Raw genomic sequence first — 22421 nt, 5'->3', positions numbered from 1 at the left:
TGATCGCGCCCCAGCCCGGCAGGGCAGAGCCGTCGCGCTCGAAGACATCATCATCGACACCCCTAGGGGCCTATGCGCGCTCGCTGTCCATCGCGCTGTCTTCCTGCGCCGACAGGACTGGAAGCTCCGGACGCTACCGCGCACTCGACCGGCTGACGTCAGCGCACGGCGGGCCGGCCAGCACGGCGGGATACCGATCCGGCGCATTTGGATAGCGCGGCAAACTCGACATAGCCACAGATTTGCCAGATGCCCGCAGGATTCGGCATTTCTCCCTACCCTGACGGCCCCGGCCGCTTAAGCTGACTGCGCCGCAACGTGCGACAAATACTCGAGGTCGGGATAGACGTCCAGGAGGTGCGGAATGCCGGAAGCCGGTCGTTGGTGCCGATCGCGTCCGATATTGATTGCGAGCATGTTGCCGATTGCGGTCGTTCTCGGCACCGGAGTAGCCAGCGCATCCCCGTATGGCACCGCGCAGGCACCTGCGCCACCGACGACAGCGGACCGGCTATCGCTGACGCGCCATGAGCACGGGCAAGATCCTTTCCCGTCGCCGACCCTGCTCGCTCTACTCGGCCAGTCGCCGGTCGGTACGCACCGCATCGATCGTGTTCTCGGCACAGTGAATCCGCTCGCCGCCGACAGCTGGACCCGAATCGCGACGCTGGACGTGCCGGACGCGCCGCCGGCCGTAGATCAGGAGCCGATCCAGGCGTTCTGCGAGCACGTCCCGGTAGATCCCCGCCGATGCTCCATCACCGCCGTGGACGCGAGCGTCGGTGCGGCAATCGGTGCGGGCCTCGCCGCGGGAGTGTTCGCGCCCGTCGCGGTGGCCGCTGGCGCGGTCGGCGCGGCCGCCGGGTTCGTCGCCGGTATCCCGTTCATGCCGACCGGCTTGGTTGCCGGCCCGCTCCTCGGCGCGGCCGTCGGCGCCGCCGCCATTGCCGGACCTGCCGCCGTGCTCGGTGGGGCACTCGGGGCGTCGGTCGGGGTGGTGGTGGGCATCACCACGCCCCTCCCGTAGGCGGACCGGCGAACCGATGGATTCGGCGCGCCCCTCCCCTTAAGCGGACGGGCGAATGATGGATTCGGCGCGCCCACACCTCACCGAAATAGACGCGGTCATCGATCCAGTCGTGCATTGAGAATCCGGGCGATCTGGGCAATCGCATCCGGCTCGGTCATTGCAAGGTGGGTCGCATCGATGTCGAAAACCGAGATCTGACCCCGGACCACCCGCGCCCATCCCTCGTGACCCGCAGCATCGGATCGCCTGTCACGTGTCGCGGCGAAGTAGAGCATGTCGCTGTCCAGGACCGCGGGCCGCCACGCACCGGCTGCCCGGACCGCCAGGTTATAAGCGTCGGTCAGGCGCTCGATCCGTGCGGCGTCGATACCGAGGCTGCCTCCCAGGTGCCGTTCGATCAGGTCGGCGGCCTCCTCGGCGGTCGCATCGGAGCTCACGAAGTCGACGCCCATGACCGGGCCGAGATTGCCGATCAGTTCTCCGGGCGTGACGGCGCGCAGCGTCGACTCGTCGACACCGTCCACCTCGGCGTCCAACAGCGCCAGCAGCTCAACCTGTTCACCGGCCGCGCGCATCTCGACGGCAATGGCATGGGCGATCACACCACCCAGCGACCAACCGAGGAGGTGATAGGGGCCGTGTGGCTGAACCGCGCGAATCTCGTCGAAGTAGCGTTCGGCCATTTCTTCGATCGACGTGGGACCGGGGATCTCCCCGCCGATTTGTGGCGCCTGCAGGCCGTAGATCGGTCGACCGTCGGCGAGGTACCGGTCGAGTGTGCGGTAGCACCACGACAGGCCCACCGCCGGGTGGATACAGAACAGTGGCGCTCGCTCACCGCCGGTCCGGATCGGCAGCAGCACGTCGAAACCGTCATCGGTCCGGTCGACCGCCGGACCCGAGCGCATTCCGGATTCGATCCGCTTTGCCAGGTCGGCCGGGCAATGATCCGACAGCATCCAGCTGATCGGAATCTCGTAGTCGAGTTCCTTGCGCAACTCGCTCACCACTTGCACCGACTTCAGCGAGTTACCACCCAAGGCGTAGAAGTCGTCATCGGCGCCAACCCGATCCACGCCGAGTACGGTTCCGAAGGCCCGGGCGACCTCCCCTTCCAGCCACGACGTGGGCTCCCTGAACTCCCCTACTGCGAGCACCGGCTCCGGTAACCGCGTGCGGTCCAGCTTCCCCGACGCGGTGAGGGGCACCGTGTCGAGCACCATCATCGTGGCGGGCACCATGTAGTCGGGCAGTTTGGTTGCCGCGTGCGCCGAGACCGCTGCGGTGTCTACCGTGGCGCCCGCGGCAGGCACGAGGTAGCCGACGAGGTGGTCCACCGCACCGGTCGAGCGCACCACAGCGATCGCCCGGGCGATGCTGGGATGCTCGGCAAGTACCGCCTCGATTTCACCGAGTTCGATGCGCAGGCCGCGCAGCTTCACCTGGAAATCGGTGCGGCCCAGATATTCCAATTCGCCGTCGTGGCGCCAGCGCACCAAGTCGCCGGTGCGGTACATGCGTCGGCCGTCACCGTACGGGTCGGGCACGAACCGTTCCGCCGTGAGGCCCGGACGTGACCGATAGCCGCGCGCGAGCTGGGCGCCCGCCAAGTACAACTCCCCGGCGACACCGGGCGGCACCGGACGCAACCGGTTGTCGAGTACGTATGCCCGCGTGTTCCATACCGGTGTGCCCATCGGCATGCTCCCGCTGTCGGCTTCGGTCACCCGATGCGCGGTCGCGCACACGGTGAACTCGGTCGGCCCGTACAGATTGTGCAACTCGACCCCGGGCACTATTCGCCGCACCGCGGCCACCACCTCGGGGCCGAATGCCTCACCGCCCACCAGGAGCGTCCGCACCGACTCCAGCGACCCCGCAGGCGCCGCGTCCGCAAATACCGCCAGCATCGACGGCACCAAAGCGGTGATCGTGACCCGCTGGGTGGCAATGGTTTCGGCGAGATAGGCCGGGTCGGTATGCCCGTCGGCTCGCGCGATCACCAGCCGCGCCCCCACCGCCAGTGTCGCGAACAGCTCCCACACCGACATGTCGAACGTGGCCGGGGACTTCAGCATGATGACGTCATTCGGCGTCAGCGCGTAGGTCCCGCTGAGCCACCGCACCTGGTTGACCGCCGAACAATGCGATACCGCAACGCCTTTCGGCCGCCCGGTCGACCCGGAAGTGAAGAGCACGTAAGCGACATTGTGCGGCCGCAGCGGTGCGAGCCGATCGGCGTCGGTGACCGGCGCATCATCGAATCCGGACAGCTCCAGTCCATCGAGGGACGACAGCTCGAGCACCGGTGCGGCGATCGACAGCATGTACGCGATGCGGTCGTCCGGAAGGTCCGGATCGACCGGCACATACCCACCGCCAGCGGCGTGCACCGCGTACATGGCGGTGACCTGGTCCACTGAACGCGCCATCCGCAGCGCCACCAACGACTCCGGCCCCACTCCGCGCGAGATCAACCACCGCGCCAACCGGTATACGCGAGACGCGAATTCCGCATAGGTCAGCGACTGTTCGCCGAATATCACCGCGGGCCGGTCTGCATACGACTGCACGGAGTGGGCGAAGACCGCGGTGAGCGTCTCGCCGGGCGGGAGCCTGCGATCGGTCGAATTCCACTGCGTCAGAACGGCTTCCCGTTCATCGGCGCCGAGCAGGTCCACCTCGTGCACTGGCTGTGCCGCATCGGTCACCAGTGCGCCGAGCAACCGCAGCAGGCGATCGACGATCGTGATCACCGTCATCGCGTCGAAGAGGTCGCTCGCGTAGGTCACCGCGCCGCCGATACCGGCCGGGGCACCGGTGGAGTCGTAGGAATCCGACACCGTGATCTGCAGATCGAACAGTGCGGTGTCGGCGTCCGCGGTCACGGCCGACGCCGAGAGCCCAGGAAGCTCGAACTCGGCCGTGCCGACGTTCTGGAACGCCAGCATCACCTGGAACAGCGGATGGTGGGCATGCGACCGCACCGGATTCAGCTCCTGCACCAGCCGCTCGAACGGAACATCGGCGTGCCCGAACGCGGCCAGATCGGTCCCGCGCACGTGCTCGAGCAGCTCGGTGAAGGTCATCCCCGGGGTCAACCGGGTGCGCAGCACCAAGGTATTGACGAACATCCCGACCAGATCGTCGAGTTCGGGTTCGCCGCGTCCAGCGTATGGAGTGCCGATCGCTATATCGTCGCTACCGGCCAGCCGAGCCAGCGTGGCCGCGAGCGCAGCGTGGAAGACCATGAACAGCGTCGTATTGTGTGCCCGCGCGACCCGCTGCAATCCCGCGTGCAGATCGGCATCGAGAGTTATCGGTACGCTCGCGCCCGCATAGGTCTGCACGGGTGGACGCGGTCGGTCGGTCGGCAGCTCCAGCAGCACCGGTAGCTCCGCCAATTCGAGTGTCCAGTAGTCGATCTGGGCGCGTAGTAGCGATTCGGGATCGTCTTCGGTGCCCAGCACCGTCCGCTGCCAGATCGCGTAGTCGGCGTACTGCACCGGCAGCAGCTGCCAGTTCGGCGTCTCCCCGAGCCGGTGCGCCGTGTACGCGGTCATCATGTCCCGTGCCAGCGGGCCGAGCGACGATCCGTCGCAGGAAATGTGGTGCACCAGCACGGCCAGGACCCACTCGTTCGGCCCGAGTTCGAACAACCGAATCCGCACCGGCGCATCGACCGTCACATCGAACGCCGTCGAGACGAACGCCGACAACGACTCGGCCAGCTCAGGTTCCGTGACCGAGGTCACCGATATCGGTGCAAGTGCCTCGGCGACGGGAAGGACAACCTGCAACGGCTCGCCCTCGGCATACGGGTAAATGGTCCGCAGTACCTCGTGCCGGTTCAGCACGTCATCGATGGCCGCACGCAGCGCGTCGAGATTCAGTTTTCCGGACAGCCGTAGCACGATCGGAATGCTGTAGGCGGCCGAGCCGGGTTCGAGGCGGTTCAGGAACCACATCCGCTGCTGTGCGTACGACAGCGGAATTCGCTGCGGCCGTGGCTGTGCGGTCAGCGCCACCCGACCGGTGTCGGCCTGCGATTCGGCGCGCGCGGCCAACCTGGCAACCGTCGGCGCCTCGAAAATCATCGATGCCGGGATGGTCGCGTCGAGCGCGGCACCGATCCGCGCGGCGACGCGGGTGGCCACCAGGCTGTTGCCACCCAGTTCGAAGAAATCGTCGTCGGCGCCTACCGGACCGTCGATGCCGAGGACGTCGGCGAATACACCGGCAACTATTTCCTCCACCGGTGACGCCGGGGCCCGGAATCGCTTGGCCTGGACGACGGGTGCGGGCAAGGCCGCGCGGTCGAGCTTGCCATTCGGCGACAGTGGGACCGCATCGAGGATCACTACCGCGGCGGGCACCAGGTATGACGGCAACACCTCGGCCAACGCCGCCCGCAACTGTTCGCCCGACAGGCTCGCCCCGTTTTCGGGCACCGCATAGGACACCAACTGCGCCGGACCCGTGCCCGCATGCCACGGCACCGTGACCGCGTATGCCACCTCCGCCCGCGCGCTCAGCACCGCATCGATCTCGCCCAGCTCGACCCGGTAACCACGGATTTTCACCTGGAAATCGTTGCGCCCCAGGAACTCCAGGGCATCCTCGGTATTCCAGCGCACCACATCACCGGTGCGGTACATGCGGCGTCCCGGTGCTGCGAACGGATGCGCCACGAACCGCGCTGCATTGGTAGCCGCCTTGTTCAGATATCCGCGCGCCAGCGCCGGGCCCGCCAGATACAGCTCTCCGGCCACTCCCACCGGCACCGGCTGCAGCCGGGCATCCAGGACCAGCGCCTGTATTCCCGGCAGCGGGGCACCGATCGTCAGCCGGTCATCCGGTTGCAGTGCACCCGTCGCCGTGGCGATTATCGTGGCCTCGGTCGGCCCGTACAGCACCTGGAACTTCCGGGCGCCCGCGATATCGGTGCCCGCCCATCGGCGCACCAGATCCGCCGGGACCTCCTCACCACCGGACATCACCAGCCGCAACTCGTCCAGCCCGGCCGGATCCACCGACGCGAGCGCGGCCGGGGTCATGAAGGCGTGGGTGATCCGCTGCACGCGCAGGAACTCGGCCAGCTCACCGCCACCGTAGATCCCCGTCGGCGCCACGACCAGCGCACCGGCCCGGCTGACCGCAATCAGGATCTCCATCAGCGCGGCGTCGAACGACGGCGACGCGAAATGCAACACCCTGGACGTGCGCCGGAGTTCGCGGTCGGCGCGCCGCCCCGAGATGAAGTCGGCAATGCCGGCATGTGTGCTGGCGACGCCCTTCGGAACCCCGGTGGATCCGGAGGTGAAGATCACGTAGGCGATATCCGAGGCACGCAGTGGCCGCGTCCGCTCGTCGTCGCCGATCGGGCCGCTCGCCGCCGCGTCGATCTGCGCGGCGACGGCCGGGTCGTCGAGCACGATCCAGTCCACCGAATCGGGCACCTGGGCACGCGCCGACGACACCGTAACCCCCAGCGTCGCATCGGAATCCGACACCATCTGCGCGATCCGGCCTTCGGGATAGCCGGGGTCCACCGGCACGTGTGCCGCACCCGACTTCACCACCGCCCACCACGCGACGACGGACTCCATCGACCGCGCCGCCGCAACCAGCACCGGAGTCTCCGGTCCGGCACCACGGCGGATCAGTAATCGCGCCAGTCGGTTCGATCGTTCGTCCAGCTGTGCATACGACAATGTGACATCCCCTGCGACAACGGCGATACCGTCGCTGTTGTCGCGGACGGCCGAGGCGAACACCTCCGGCAGCAATACGGACGGCTCCAGCGCCGCCACGGTGTGTGCCCCCACCCGCGACGCCCCTACCCGTGATGTGAGCGCCGAGCGCTCGTCGGCTTCCAGCCAGTCGATATCCCCGACCACGACGGCCGGATCGTCGGCGACGGCTTCCAGCACCCATACCAGCCGTCGGACAATTCCCGCGGCGGTCGCCTCGTCGAACAGCTCCGACGCATAGGTCATCATTCCCGAGATGCCCTGTGCCACACCGGCATTGCCGAAAGAATCGGACAGCACCAGTTGCAGGTCGAACTGGCTCGCCCCGGTATCCACATCCGCCCGGGCAACCCGGACGCCGGGCAGCGCCACGTCAACTGTCGACACGTTCTGGAACGCCAGGGCCACCTGGAACAACGGATGCCGCGCCGCCGACCGCTCCGGGTTCAACTCCTCCACGACCCGCTCGAACGGCACGTCCGCGTGCTCGAACGCCAGCAGGTCCGTCTCCCGGGTACGCATCAGCAACTCGGCGAACGGCTCGCCCGTATCCACCCGGGTCCGCAATACGAGGGTGTTCACGAACATCCCGACCAGATCGTCCAGACCGGGTTCGCCCCGCCCCGCGACCGGGGTGCCGATCACTACGTCATCGCTGCCACTGAGCCGCCCCAATACCGTTGCCAGCGCAGCATGCATCACCATGAACAGCGACGACCCCCGCGAGTGTGCCAGCGCGAGCAGCCGCTCGTGCAGCCTCGCACCGATCTCCACCGGTACCCGGCCTCCCGATAGTGATGCGACGGCCGGGCGTGGTCGATCCGCCGGCAGTTCCAGCCGGTCGGGAGCGCCCGCGAGCGTCGAGCGCCAGAACTCCAACTGCGCGGACATCAGCGATGCCGGATCGTCTGCGGCCCCCAGCATCTGCCGCTGCCACCACGCGAAATCCGCGTACTGCACGGCGAGCGGCTCCCATTCCGGCGGGTGTCCGGCCAGTCGCGCGGCATACGCAGTCATTACGTCACGGGCCAGCGGCCCCATCGACTGACCATCACCGGCGATGTGATGGACCACCAGCACCAGCAGGTATTCTCCGGTGTCACTGTCGAGCTCGAACAATCCCACCCGCATCGGCACTCGGACCGTCACATCGAATCCGCGCCGCACGAACTCGCCCACCACATCCGGGACCGAATCCGCCGACACCCGCACCGGTTCCACCGACACCGCGGGCTCGTCGAGAACGACCTGCCGCGGCTCACCCGAGACGTCCGGATATATCGTCCGCAGTACCTCGTGACGTGCCATCACATCTGCGAGCGCGGCCGCCAACGCTGCGGTATCCAGCCGTCCCGACAACCGCAGCAGCACCGGAATGTTGTATGCCGCAGAATCCGGCTCGAACCGGTTCAGGAACCACATCCGCTGCTGTGCCAGCGACAGCGGTACGGGATCGGGGTGCACTCCGGGCAGCAGGGGCAACCGGCCCGCACCGCTGAGCGACCCTGCACGCGCGGCCAATTCGCCGACGGTCGGCGCCTCGAATACCGATCGCACCGGCACTCGCAGGTCCATGGCCGCGCCTATGCGCGCCACCACCAGCGCGGCGCTCAGCGAATCGCCGCCCAGCGCGAAGAAGTCGTCATCGACTCCCACCCGGTCCACCTGGAGCACCTGCTCGAATGCCCGCGCGACCAGCTCTTCCAATCCTGGCGATGGCGCACGGAATTCGCGCGCGAGGGCAACCGGCTCGGGCAACCGCTCGCGATCCAGCTTCCCGTTGGCGGTCAGCGGCACCTCGTCCAGCACCATTACCGCGGACGGGACCATGTACCGGGGCAGCGCCTCGGCCAGCGCCGCACGCAACTCCTCGCCCGATACCTGTGTCCCGGTCGCGGGCACGACATAGGACACCAGCAGCACCGGTCGCCCGCCATCGCGGCGCGGCACGGTGACCGCATATGCCACATCCGCACGCGCACCCAGCAGCGCATCGATCTCGCCCAGCTCGACCCTGGTGCCGTGCACCTTCACCTGAAAATCGTTGCGCCCCAGGAACTCCATCTCGCCATCGGCGCTGCGGCGCACCACATCACCGGTGCGGTACATGCGCTGCCCCGGCTCCCCGAACGGGTATGCGACGAACCGCGCTGCGGTCAACCCCATCTTGGCGACGTACCCATCGGCCAGCCCGGCGCCGAACAGGTAGAGCTCGCCCGCGACACCGTAGGGCACGGGCCGCAACCAGGTATCCAGGACCACGGCCGCGACGGGGCCGACCGGCCTGCCGATCGTGATCGCGGCACCGGGTACCAGTGCATCACCGGCGGTAGCCCAGATGGTGCCTTCGCTCGGCCCATAGAGATTGACCATGGCGCGATGCGGCGCCCACCGATCGACCAGTTCCGGCCCGACCGACTCACCGGCTGTTGCCAGCACGCGCAGCCCGTCGAGACGGGCGTACGGGACCGTCGCCAGCACCGACGGGGTCACCACGGCATGCGAAATATGTTCGCGCCCGATCAGATCCGCCAGCTCGGGTCCGGCGTAGACATCGGCCGACGATACGACCAGCCGACCGCCCGAGCCGTGCGCCATCAACAACTCGAATACCGAGGCGTCGAAGCTGGGCGAGGCGACCTGCAGCACCACCGACATCGGGTCGACGCCGAGTATTCGCCGCTGCGCCGCGACGATATCGGCCAGGCCACGATGGCTGACGAGTACGCCCTTGGGCGTTCCGGTCGATCCGGAGGTGTAGCTCACGTAGGCGATCTGATCCCGCTGGATATGTCCGCCGCGTTCGGCATCGGTGATCGGCGTGGCCGGAACCGAGTCCACGGCGTCGAGCGTTTGCTCCTCATCGAGGACCAGCCAGTCGACGCCGACGGGAAGATGCTTCCTGGCAGACGTATCGGTCAGCCCGAGTATGGTTTCCGAGTCCGACAGCAGAAATTCGATCCGCTCCGATGGCAGGGTCGGATCGATCGGCAGGAATGCGGCACCGGTCTTCGCCACGGCCCACACGGTGACCGTCGCAGCCAGAGATCGCGGAAGCACGGAGGCAACGACCTGTCCCCGCCGAGCGCCGTGCCGCAGCAGGACCCGAGCCAGACGAGCGGATCGCTCGTCGAGCTGCCGATAGGTCATTGCGGCCGCACCGCACCGCACGGCGATCGCGTCGGGGTCGGCGACAGCGGAAGCGGCGAGTATCCGGTCCAGCGTGTCCGGGATCGCGGCTTCCGCACCCGAAATCGGCCATGTGGGTCCCGGTTCCTCGTCGAGCGGCAGCTCGGCCAGCCGCAGGTCGGCATTTGCGCCGATTCGGCACAGCAACTCGACGAAGCGGTCGAGGATGCGGCGCGCCGACGCGGTGTCGAACGCGTGGTCGTGGAATCGGAGGGTGATCCGCAGTCCCTGTGCGTCGCCGTCCTCGGACTGCGTCGGTTCCACGGCCAGGCTCAGCGGGTATGGCGTTGCGTCCACACCGCTGAGTTCGTCCACCTGCAGGCCCGCCGAATCGACGAGTTGCTGCAGTGCCACCCGGTCGACGGGGAACGACTGGAAGGTAATGGCGGTGTCGAACAGTTCGGGCAGGCCGACGCTGCGGTGAATCTCGGATAGGCCGATATGGTGATGCTCCAGCATGCGGGCGTGATGCGCCTGAATGCCGGTCAGCAATGCGCGCACCGTCATAGTGGGTTCGAGCGGAACTCGCACGGGAATCGTATTCAGGAACATGCCGAGTGTCTGATCGACCAGCGGCAACTCCGGGGGTCGGCCCGACACCGAGGAACCGAAGATCACATCGGTCTCACCGGTCAGTAGCCGTAGATTCAGGGCCCAGGCCGCGGCGACCGCGGTATTGATGGTGACGGCAGCCTCCGCCGCCATTCGACGGAGTTCTCCGAAACGATCGGCGGTCAGCTCGGCCACCACCTCGGCGGCGGATACGGAGCCCGCCGCGCCAGCCGCGCGGGACACCCGGGTGGGTGCGTCGACATCCGAAAAGGCTTGCGCCCATGCCGCTTTGGATGCGGCGCTGTCCTGCCGACCCAGCCAGGACAGATAGTCGCGGTAGGAGGGAGCAGGTCCGGCGGAGTCGATATGTGCGGGAGATCCGTAGTAGTCGAGCAGTTCTCGCATCAGCAAAGGCATCGACCAGCCATCCAGGATCACATGGTGATTCGTGACGAGCAGCCGGAAGGACACCGCATCGAGGCGGATCAGCGTGAAGCGCAGGAGCGGAGGAGCCGATAGGTCGAACCCCGCCGCCGCGTCCGCTGCGGCAATCGATTCCGGGTCGGCCGGGGGTTCCACATTGCCACCACCGGCGAGATCGATCTCCCGGAACGGGATCTCGGCATGGTCCAGCACGATCTGGCACGGCCCGGCCGAGGTCTCCACAAAGGCGGCCCGCAGGATATCGTGCCGGTCGACCACGGCCTGAGCCGCACGTCGCAGGCGATCGGCGTCGACCGCACCGGAAAATCCGATCATCGTCTGGACGGTGTAGTTGTCCCCGGCATCCGGGTCGAACGTCGAGTGGAAGTGCATCCCGGATTGCGTGGGCGACAACGGCCATACGTCGGACAGGCCGCGGTACTGCCGCTCGAGCCGATCGATGTCCTGTTGGGTGAGCGCGACGAGCGGAAGATCCGCGGCGCGATCGGCCGTCGGGAGTCGAGGGGGTTCCTCGATGGTCGCGGCATGCGCGTCGCCGCCCGCCAGTTCGGCGAGGGCGGCAACTGTCTTGCCTTCGAATACATCTCGCGGCGTGAGCGTGAGCCCGGCGGATCTCGCCAGCGCCACCAGCCGCATCGAGACGATGCTGTCCCCGCCGAGAGCGAAGAAGTTGCTATCGGCAGACACGGTGTCGATATGGAGCACATCGGCGAAGAGCTTCGCCACGACCTGCTCCAGCTGCGTCGACGGCGGTCTGCCACCTGCGGTGTCGGAATCGAAGGTGCGCCGCTGCAATGTTTCCCGATCGATCTTTCCGGTAGGCGTGCGCGGCATCTCGTCGAGCCGCACGATCGCCGCGGGATTCATATAGCGGGGTAACCTGCCCGCGAGATCGTCGCCGATTGCCGCCACATCCACGGCAGCGCCCGGCGCGAAGACGACATAGGACACCAGAACCGGTTCGCCCGCAGGCCCTTTCACCGCAACAGTGGCGACGCTCGCCACCCCCGGATGTCGCGCGATATGCGCATCGACTTCCCCCGGCTCGATCCGCAGGCCGTGAATCTTGACCTGCTGATCGCAGCGGCCCAAGTATTCCAGGGCCAACCCGGCGCGGCCGCGCACCCAGCGCACGGAATCACCGGTGCGGTAGATCCGCTCGCCCCGGGTGGATCGCGGATCCGCAATAAAGCGCGACGCCGTCACGCCCGGTCGATCGACGTACCCGCGGGCAAGTCCGGGCCCACCGATATAGAGTTCGCCCGCGACACTGATCGGCACCGGTCGCAGCCACATATCGAGAACCATCGCGGACGTGCCTCGGATCGGGCCACCGATCGTCACCGGCTCGCCGGGTACCAGGACATCCGACCCCGTGGCCCAGATCGTGCACTCGGTCGGTCCGTAGTGATTCATCAGCCGCCGCCCAGGGCCCCACCGCTCGACGGTGTCCGGCCCGGTCGCTTCGCCGACGACCGCGAGCGATGTCAATGACGGTGTCCGGGACGGATCCAGGGTATTCAGCACGGACGGGGTGATGATCGCGTGCGAAACCTGCTGCGACCCGAGCAATTCCTCGAGGTCGGTCCCGGCGTACACCTCCGGTGGCGCCACCACGAGACAGGCGCCATTGCTGTGCGCCAACAGCAACTCCGACAGGCAGGCGTCGAATCCCGGCGAAGCGACCTGCAACACCACCGAATCCGTATCCACACCGAAGGCGTCGACCTGCGCGGCGACCAGGTCGGCCAGACCGCGATGGCTGAGCTGGACCGCCTTCGGTTTGCCGGTCGATCCGGAGGTATAGATCACGTATGCCGCATTGTCGACCGACAGCCGGTCGGCCCCGGCCGGGATATCGGACGGACGAGGTAGCTCCTCCCGAGCCTCCGAATCGGAAGCGTCCAGGATCAACCAGTCGACAGTATCCGGAAGCTGCGGTGCCACAGCGCTGGTCGTCACGCCCAGACCGGTCCGCGAGTCGGACAACAACTCCGCGATCCGCACGGCGGGGTTACCGGGATCCAATGGCAGGAAGGCGGCACCTGTCTTCGCGACCGCCCAGATCGCAACGATCAGTTCGGCCGAACGGGGAATGGCCAATGCGACGATCGACTCGGCGCGAGCACCGTGATCGGCCAGCCGGCGAGCCAACCCGTCGGCGCGACGCGCCAGCTCACGATAGGTCCACGCGGTGTCATCGCACCGGACAGCCACGGCGTCCGGATACCTGCGCGCGGTCCCCCACAGGATGTCGCGGAGCACGAGCTCCGCGGCCGCCTCCTCGCTGCCAACCGAAAGTAGTTCCGCCCGTTCGGAATTCCAGCAGGAGGAGATCGCGGCGACCGTCCTGGCGGGATCATTGACGATCTGGGTGAGCAGCAGCTCGAATCGTGCGAGCAGCGTGCGGGCATCGTCCGGTTCGAATCGATCGGTGGCGAATTTCACCGTCACCGTGAAGGTGCCGGGCTGGTCGGCATCCGCTCCGCCGTCGCGACTCGACCGCGGCGGGGTCACTTGCAAACTCAGCGGATACGGCGTGGCATCGTGCGCGTCGATCTCGACGAGCCGCAATCCGGCGTCGGACAGATTGCGCGCCAACAGTTCCCGGTCCAGCGGATAGGACTCGAGCACCGTCGCGGTGTCGAACATATCGGCGATACCGGCGGCCCGTTGCAACTCCGCCAAGCCGATGTGCTGGTGGTCCAGCATTGCGGCCTGCTCGGATTGCACGCGGACGAGCAGGTCGCCGACGGTTTCGTCGGGTTGGAGCCGGACTCGGACGGGCAGCGTGTTGACGAGGAGCCCGACCATGCGCTCGACATCCGGAAGCTGCGGCGGGCGCTGCGACAGCGTATTGCCGAACACCACGTCCGACCGTCCGGTCAGCACGGCCACCAGCAATGCCCACGCCACCTGCAGGGCCGTGTTGGCAGTGACGCCGTGCGAGCGGCCCAGATCGAGAATCGCGGCGGTGGTCGCGGCGTCCAGATTCAGGCCGACCGCACCGGCGTCCGCGGTGACCGTCCGATCGGACCCGCTGGTGACCCGGGTCGGACTGTCGATTCCGGCGAGCATCTCCCGCCACGCGGCGGTTGCGGCTTCGCGATCCTGAACCTGTAGCCACTGCAGATACTCTCGATACGAACGCGGGGGCGCGAGCTCGGCGGTATCGCCATCGGCTGTGTACAACGAGAGCAATTCGTGGATCAGCAGCGGCATCGACCAGCCGTCCAGCACGAGGTGGTGGTTGGTGACCAGCAGCTGGAACATCTCGACGCCGGTGCGGACGAGGTGGAAACGCACCAGCGGCGGGCGGGCCGGATCGAACGGAGCCGCAGCCGCCGTCGCGAGCCGCCGAAGTGCCTGCGTCTGCTGCCCGACATCGCTGACACTCGACTCGCCCCAATCGACCCTGGTGTCGCGCAATACGATCTGACGTGGCCCATCGGCACTTTCGACGAACGCGGTCCGCAGGCTGTCGTGCCGGTCGATGAGCACCTGCGCGGCCCGTCGCATCCGCTCCCCATCCACCTGCCCGGCAAATGTCAGCGCCGCCTGCACGATGTAGCCGTCCTCGCCGTCCCGGTCGTAGACCGTGTGGAACAGCAGCCCGGACTGCAGGGCGGTGAGGGGCCACACATCGGTCATCGACGGGTATTCCCGCAGCCAGTTGTCGATATCGTCCTGCGGTACCGCGACGAGCGGGAAGTCGGATGGGGTGAAGCCGGGTGTGGTGTCGGATCGGACGTGATCGGCAAGCGCCCCTAGGGCGCGAACCCACAGCCCGGCGAGTTCGTCGACCTCCTCGCCACGCAACACCTGTGAGGCGAACTCCCAGGTCGCGTGGATTTCGAGCCCGTCACGACCTTCCTCGGCGATCGCATTGATATCGAGCGCGGCGGCCAGCGCCATCCCCGGATCGCTCGTCGCGGTCAGTGCGGTGAATTCGGTGGTGGGTGCCCAGGGCCCCGAGCGCTCACCGACACCCACCCGCCCGAGGTAGTTGAAACTGATCTCGGGTTCGGGCAGGTCGGCGAGCTCGACGCTCCCCCGGGGATCTAGATGACGCAGCATCTGATAGCCGATGCCGTTACCGGGCACCGCGCGCAGCTGCTCCTTCACCTGCTTTATCGCCAGTCCCGCGCTGATGCCGCCGGACAGCGCATCATCGAGGTCGACACTTTCCCATTCGATCCGGACCGGGAAGCGTGTGGTGAACCAGCCCACGGTGGCGCTGAGATCGGCGCCGGGTACGGCCCGCTCCTCGCGACCGTGTCCCTCCACCGAGATCAGCTCTCCGGCGGCCGTCGCCGTACCGCGCCTGCGCCGCCACTCACCGAGTGCCAGTACCAGCGCCGCCAGCAGCGGATCGTTGGCACTGCAGTGGAAGCGGTCCGGAATGACGGTGAGAACCGCATGGGCAACCGCTGCCGGGATGCGCTGATGTATCCGGCCCGCGGTGGCCCCGATGTCACGATCCGGGACCAGACGACGTGATCCGAGTGGCTGATCACCTCGCTCGAGTACGTCTTTCCACAGGTCGAGCTCCGCCGACCGCCTGCCCGGCGCCCGCTCGACCAGGCCGTGCACCCACCGTCGGAACGAGGTGGTGACCGGGCCGAAATGCGGTTCGCCGCCATCGGAAATCTGCGACCAGGCCTGCGCGAGGTCGGCGAGGATGATGCGCCACGACACCGCGTCGACGGCGAGATGGTGGATCACCAGCCACATCAGGTCGGGTCCCGAGCCGTCGCAATCGTGAATCCAGACGGCCTGAACGAGCACACCGTTGCCAGGGTCCAATCGATCCGCGGCCTTCTGCAGGTGCCGGTCGACTTCGGCGGCGTCACGTCGATCGAGCCGAACATCGACGAGCGCGGCGTCCGGGTCGACCGCTTCCCGATCGAGTACCTCGATGTACCGATCAACCGAATCGCCGCCGCGCAGTACCGCACGCAGCATGTCGTGACGGTCCAGCAGGGATCCCAATGCGCGCACGAGACCCGCTCGATCGGCCCGCTCGGGCAGCTGCACGAGCGCGGCCTGCGCAAATCGGTCGTAATGATCTCGATCGACCATTGCGTGCATGATCGGCGACAACGGCATCGGCCCGACACCGCCACCGGGCAACTCGGCCAATTCGGGGGTATCGCGGACTTCCGTCGCCGTGGCCGCCAGGCCCGCGACGGTCTTGTGCACGAACACATCCTGTGTGGAGAAACTCAGGCCCTCGGCCTTGGCCCGCGCCACCAGCCGGATCGACAGAATGCTGTCGCCGCCCAGGGCGAAGAAGCTGTCGTCCGCCCCGACCAGAGGCACGCCGAGCACCTCGGCGAACAGCCTTGCGACCGTCTTTTCCTGGGCGGTGGCCGGCGCCCGACCGACCGGCGCGGTCCCGAACTCGGGCTTCGGCAAGGCGCTGCGATCGAGCTTGCCGACGGCGTTCACCGGGAAGCTGTCCAGCGACAGGATCACTGCCGGGACCATATGCGGCGGCAGCGAAGCGCGGGCGAAGCGCTGGAGTTCCAGCGGATCGATCCGGTGGCCGCTGACCGGGACGACATAGGACGCCAGCACGGTCGTGTCGGCGTTGTTCTGCACCGGCACCGTGACCGAAAGGTCCACGTCCTCGTGGGTGGTGAGCGCGGCGTCGATTTCACCCGGTTCGATCCGGTATCCGCGGATCTTGACCTGGAAGTCGCTGCGCCCCATCAATTCCAGCGTCATCTCGGCGTTGTCACCGGTCCAGCGCGCGATATCGCCGGTGCGGTACATCCGCTCGCCGGTACCACCGTAGGGATCGGCGACAAACCGGGCGGCGGTTTCGACGAACAGGTGGCTGTATCCACGGGCCAATCCCGGTCCGGCGAGATACAACTCGCCCATGGTGCCCTTGGGCACCGGTTGGAGCGTGCGGTCCAGCACCATCGCCGAGACGCCGCTGATGGGACCACCGACCGTCTGGGCGCGGCCGGGTTTCAACATGGCGGAGACGGCGGTCACGGTGGTTTCGGTCGGACCGTATTCGTTGTACATGGACAACAGCGGTGTCCACCGCTCGATGACGTGCGGTGGACATACGTCGCCCCCGACCACGACGACCCGCAGATCGGTCATCGGATGCGGGTCCACGGTTGCCAGCACCGTGGGCGTCAGCGTCAGGTGTGTCACGTGCTCGTCGGCCAGCAGTTGCGTCAGCGGCTCACCGCCGGTCACCTCGGGCGGCACGATCACCAGCGTGGATCCGTTCGCGAAGCAGGTCAGGAACTGCTCCAGGGAGGCATCAAAACTGGGCGAGAGGGCATAGGACACGCGCGATGTCGTGTCGATGCCGTACGTAGCGGCGCGGTCGGCAATGAGATTCGCGAGGCCGGTGTGGGTGACCTGGACGCCTTTCGGCGTTCCGGTGGATCCGGAGGTGTAGGTGATGTAGGCGACGTTGGACGGCCGCAGTGGGCGAATACGGTCATTGTCGGAAATCGGCCCGCCCGCGGTGTCGGATTCCCACCGGGTCGCGGGGTCGTCGAGACCCACACGGTGTATCTCCTGCGGGAGTCGACCGCGCAGGGCGTCGACCGTGATCGCCACTGTTGCGCCACTATCGGCGATCACGTGGTCTATCCGCTTCGACGGATACTCGGGGGACAACTGTACGAAGGCGGCACCGCATTTCGCGACCGCCCATGTCGCCACGACCGATTCGACCGAGCGGGGCAGCATGATCGCCACCACCGTGTCCGGGCCACAACCCAGAGCTATCAGATCCCGGGCCAGCTGGGAGGATCTGGTGTCCAGCTCGCCGTACGTCATCGTCTGCCCGGCCGAGGCGATCGCGCACGCGCGACGATTCCGGTGCGCACCCTCGGTCAGAATCTCCGGAAGCAGCCGCGTCTCGACCCCGCTCGGCCCCCGCACCGGCAGCAGCGCAGACCGTTCCTGCACTTCGAGCAGCGGCAGTCTGCTGATCGGACATCCCTTTCCCCCGGCGAGGAACTCGTGCAGGAACATGAGGAACCGGCGGTGGTGACCAGCGAGCTCGTCGGGGCTGTAGGCATTCGGATTCCCCTGGAAGTCGATCTGGGTACTGTCTTTGCCCGCACCCGGGTAGATATTGACGAAAAGGTCGCCGGTAGGGCCCGAGGTGAGGACGTTCAGGCGGCCTGTCGTATTGCCGAGCGCAACCTCGTTCTCGATCATCATGAGGTTCACGGCCGGCCCGAAGGATGCCGTCTCGTCGCGCGCAATCCCCATGTCATGGAATATGTCCTCTTGGCGATAGCGCTGCCGCCGAAGAGCACTCGTCAGCTCGCTCGACACGGCGGCGATCAGTTCACCGACGCTGCGGCTGGCGACCTGCACGCGCAGCGGGACCACATTTGCCACCATCCCACCGGAACGGCGCAGCCCGGCGGAGTGCCGACCCGAAACCGGCAGGCTCAGCAATACTTCATCGCTTCCGGTCATCCGCGCGAGATAGGCGGCGAACGCCGCGACGATGATCGGAGTCACGCTCGGGCCGTACTCGAGCGCGACGCTTTCCAGCAGCTGCGCGGTGTCGTCGGAAAGTTCGGTGCTGACCAGCGCCGGATGAATGGTCGGCTTGCCAACACGCCCGGCCAGGCTGACGACGGGAGGCGCGCCTGCCAGGTGCTCCAGCCAGTACTTGCGGTCGTTGTCGAAACGCTCCGAACCTCGGTACGCCAGATCTTGCTCGACGATGTCCCCCAGGTCCTGCGCCGTGCACGGCGCCGCGTCCTCGGACTGCACCCAAGCGTTGTACAGCTCGGTTATCCGGTGCACCATGGTTACCGCGGCAAATCCGTCGAGCGCGATATGGTGCGCGCGTTGATACCACAGAAAATGGCCCTCGCCGACCTGGAACACAATGCTCGTCATCAGGTCGTCGTGCAGCAGGTCCAGCGGAGCAGAATAGTCCTGAACCATAAGTCTGTGCGCAGTCGCAACCGGATCGGCGTGCCGGCGCAAGTCCATGATCGACACCTGACCGCCATGGTCCTCGTCGACGAACTGACGTGGCTCTCCGTCGACCTCGATCAGGTGCATATGTCCGGATCCGAACTCGCGACCGGCGGTTCTGCAGGCCTCGGCGAGCAATTCCGTGTCCAACTCGCCGGTGATCTCGACGTATTGGGCCACCGATATCGGCGACGATTCCGCGAGATGCTGGGCAAACCAGATTCCCCGCTGTGCAGCGGTCAGCGGAAGCACGAATGACGGCCGTCGCGCGGACCCCTCCCCCTCGGAGCGCGCGCTGGAACCGTTACCCGAATCCGGGTTTCCGGAAAAACTGAATGGGCCGGTTTGCAACGATTTCGACGAGTCCGGACTGCCATCGTCGCCGCTCTTCGATTGGTCCATTTCGACCTCCGCTGATACCACTCATTGCAGAAGCTCAGCTATTGCCGTGAAGTTGCCGATATCAGCTTGTTGAAGTTTTGCAACATAGTGACGACAACCAGACTGCATACCCGAGGAAGCGTCGGCGTGACATCGGCACCCGATTTCGCCGACGCATGCGCGACGTTCCAACCGGTCGGACCTCTCGGTCATCCGTCCATCGTGAGGTCGCCCGCGGCACAATCCCAGGGACTAAAGTCACAAGTTTCGAGTACGATTCGGCATCCAGCAGCAAATGCAGCGCAGACGCTCTCCGCGCTGTCAGGGTAGCTATAACGTGGTTGGACATGTCATCAGAGCTCGAAGGAGCACTTCAGGTCGGTAGATCGGCAACACGTTGGCTAATACTTACCATGATCAGTCAGATTAAGCTACCGACAGTTCCATCACCCCACAATCGGGCTTGAAATCCGAACAACTGCGCAACCAGCTCCGAATACTCCAGCACCAGGTAGACATCGAATCCGACGGTAGATCCAGGGGTTCCAACCCGCCGTTGAGATTCTTCAACCAGAGCAATGCTAGCAGTTAACTGTGCTCAGTTTTTGACCTGACAACACCGGGAAACCACAGGATTGTCGCGGCACCGGGAGCCGCGGAATTTACGCTGCTAAATCCCCGTTTACGGCTACGGAGGAGCCCGGAACGGTCCGCGCTGCGGCTACCCTCCCGCCCCACATCCGCCACACGCAATCCGGCCGAGGACGAATACTTTCGCGAATGTCGGCAACGCGGCTGGCTCGAGTGACGTGCCGCGAAACCCCGACGGAAGAAGCTCCGAGTCGAGGTCGCTATCGGCTTTCACCCGGGTCAGGGCACGCCCCCTCCGGATCGACCTGCGCGAATGCACATCGTGGGCGCGGGCAATTGCTGAGGACGGCGCGCAGCACAGCGGACGTCGCCGTCGCCCGAGCCCAGTGCGGCGATGGTGGCACCGATGAGGCGGCCGAACAGCGCGTGCGAGGAACTCGACGGCAGGCCGAACAGCCAGGTCAGCAGATTCCACGTCCGGCGCGGAAGCTGACCGGTTTGCCGCCGATGCGTCCGGCACTCTTCGGCATTACGGGTCCTCGGCTGGCAGCTGCTCACCGCCGCGCCAGCAACGGTCGTGACACTGGTCATCGCTCGCCGGGACATGCCCGACCGGCACGCCCCTGGCCTTCGCCATCATCCCGGACTGGCTGCCGATCGGTCTGTTGCTGGTCGACGCAGCTGATGCACCGCCAAAACCCATTTCGACCTGCGTGAATGCCGGAGACGTATCGTGCCCCCAGTCGGACTCGAACCGACACTTTGCAGATTTTAAGTCTGCTGCCTCTGCCAATTGGGCTATAGGGGCGCCCGGCTAGCGTACCGACTCGTACTGGCGTACCGGAATTCCCGCTGCAGGCAAGTCCATATCCGGTGTCATCAGAGTGTTCGCGGCGGGGCGGATCGATGATTGGTCCCGTGCCCGCTCGGGGCACAGATCTCTCGGCAGGCAGCTACTCCCGCGTGGTGACCGAACTGGACGACGGCGGACAGTCGGCCGGATCCGGCTCGGGGGCGTTTGCGAGAACAGAGTGTCGGCGACTGTAGGCGAAGTAGACGACCAGGCCCAGTCCCATCCAGATCACGAAGCGCAGCCAGGTTTCGACCGAGAGGTTGAGCATCAGCCACAGGCAGGCCAGGACGCCGAGGATCGGGATCAGCGGGACCAATGGGACCCGGAAGCCGCGCGGTAGTTCGGGGCGGGTGCGACGCAGGATCAGCACGCCGATGGAGACCAGCACGAAGGCGAAGAGGGTGCCGATATTGACCATCTCTTCGAGGGTGCCGAAGTCCACGAAACCGGCGAGCAGGGCGCAGACGATCCCGACGATCACGGTGAGCCGGACCGGTGTGCCGTGCTTGCCGGTGTGCGCGAGGCGGCGCGGCAACAGCCCATCGCGCGACATCGCGAACAGCACGCGGGTCTGCCCGAGGAACATCACCATGACGACCGTGGTGAGTCCGGCGAGCGCGCCGATGGAGATGATGTTCTTGGTCCAGGTGGCGCCGTGCAGAGCAAAAGCCGTTGCCAGCGTTGCCTTATCGCCCGACAGCGCGGTGTAGGGCACCATTCCGGTGAGGATCAGGGATACCGCGACATAGAGAATGGTGACGATGAGCAGTGAGCCGAGGATGCCACGGGGCAATGCGCGCTGCGGATCCTTGGTCTCCTCCGCGGTGGTCGCGACCACATCGAAGCCGATGAACGCGAAGAACACCAGGCTGGCCGCGGCGAGCAGGCCGTACCAGCCGAAGGTGCTGTGCCCGGCACCGGTGAAGTAGGACAGCAGCGACTGCCTCAACCCCTCGCCTTCCGCACCCTGCTGCGACGGCGGGATATATGGCGTCAGATTCGACTTGTCGAAATAGGTGGCACCGACCACGAGCACCAACGCGATAACGCTCAGCTTGATGGCAACGGCCACCGCCGAAACGCGCGAAGACACCTTGGTGCCGACCGCGAGCAGCACCGCGAGCACGGCGATGAGGAGTACGGCACCCCAGTCGAAGTCGATCGGTCCCAGATGCAGGATCGGCGAATGCGACCCCATCACCTCACCGAGGTATTGCGACCAACCCTTGGCGACCACCGAAACCGCGAGCGCGAACTCCAGGATCAGGTCCCAGCCGATGATCCAGGCGACGAGCTCACCGAAGGTGGCATAGGAGAAGGTGTACGCGCTGCCCGCGACCGGCACGGTAGAGGCGAATTCGGCGTAGCAGAGCGCGGTCAAACCGCAGGCGACGGCGGCGAAGACGAACGCAAGCGAGACCGAGGGTCCGGCCACATTGCCCGCGGTGCGCGCGGTGAGCGTGAAGATGCCAGCACCGACGACCACGGCGACACCGAAGATGGTGAGGTCCCAGGCGGTCAGGTCCTTGCGCAGTTTCGAATCGGGTTCGTCGGTGTCCCGGATGGACTGCTCAACCGATTTGGTGCGGAACAGACCGCCCCATCGAGTTCCTGGGGTCGCCACACTATCTCCTTGCTTGTCGAATGA

The 22421-nt window shown here is 66.5% G+C and carries 3 protein-coding genes, 1 tRNA gene and 1 pseudogene; 1 reads left to right on the top strand and 4 read right to left on the bottom strand.

Annotation, left to right across the window (positions count from 1 at the left end; translation table 11 throughout):
* Positions 1–415 precede the first annotated feature (415 nt).
* Positions 416–1027 (top strand): hypothetical protein, encoded by a 612-nt coding sequence (locus ABZ293_RS01085; protein WP_355176684.1) that lies wholly within the window; start codon positions 416–418, stop codon positions 1025–1027.
* A 98-nt stretch (positions 1028–1125) separates the two neighbouring features.
* On the opposite strand, the gene ABZ293_RS01080 is transcribed toward ABZ293_RS01085, so the two are convergent.
* The 4 genes and pseudogenes from ABZ293_RS01080 to ABZ293_RS01065 form a co-directional block, all read right to left on the bottom strand.
* Positions 1126–19350, bottom strand: a complete 18225-nt coding sequence (locus ABZ293_RS01080) for an amino acid adenylation domain-containing protein (RefSeq protein ID WP_355176683.1) — start codon at positions 19348–19350, stop codon at positions 1126–1128.
* A 945-nt stretch (positions 19351–20295) separates the two neighbouring features.
* Positions 20296–20394: pseudogene (locus tag ABZ293_RS01075) on the bottom strand (inorganic phosphate transporter); the annotation flags it as partial.
* Between the two features lie 260 nt (positions 20395–20654).
* Positions 20655–20728, bottom strand: a tRNA-Leu gene (locus ABZ293_RS01070).
* 145 nt (positions 20729–20873) lie between these two features.
* Positions 20874–22397, bottom strand: a complete 1524-nt coding sequence (locus ABZ293_RS01065) for an amino acid permease (protein ID WP_355176682.1) — start codon at positions 22395–22397, stop codon at positions 20874–20876.
* Positions 22398–22421 lie beyond the last annotated feature (24 nt).

This window comes from Nocardia sp. NPDC005998, assembly GCF_040614395.1.
In the GTDB taxonomy this organism is placed as follows: domain Bacteria; phylum Actinomycetota; class Actinomycetes; order Mycobacteriales; family Mycobacteriaceae; genus Nocardia.
This window is presented reverse-complemented; position numbering and strand designations above follow the sequence as displayed.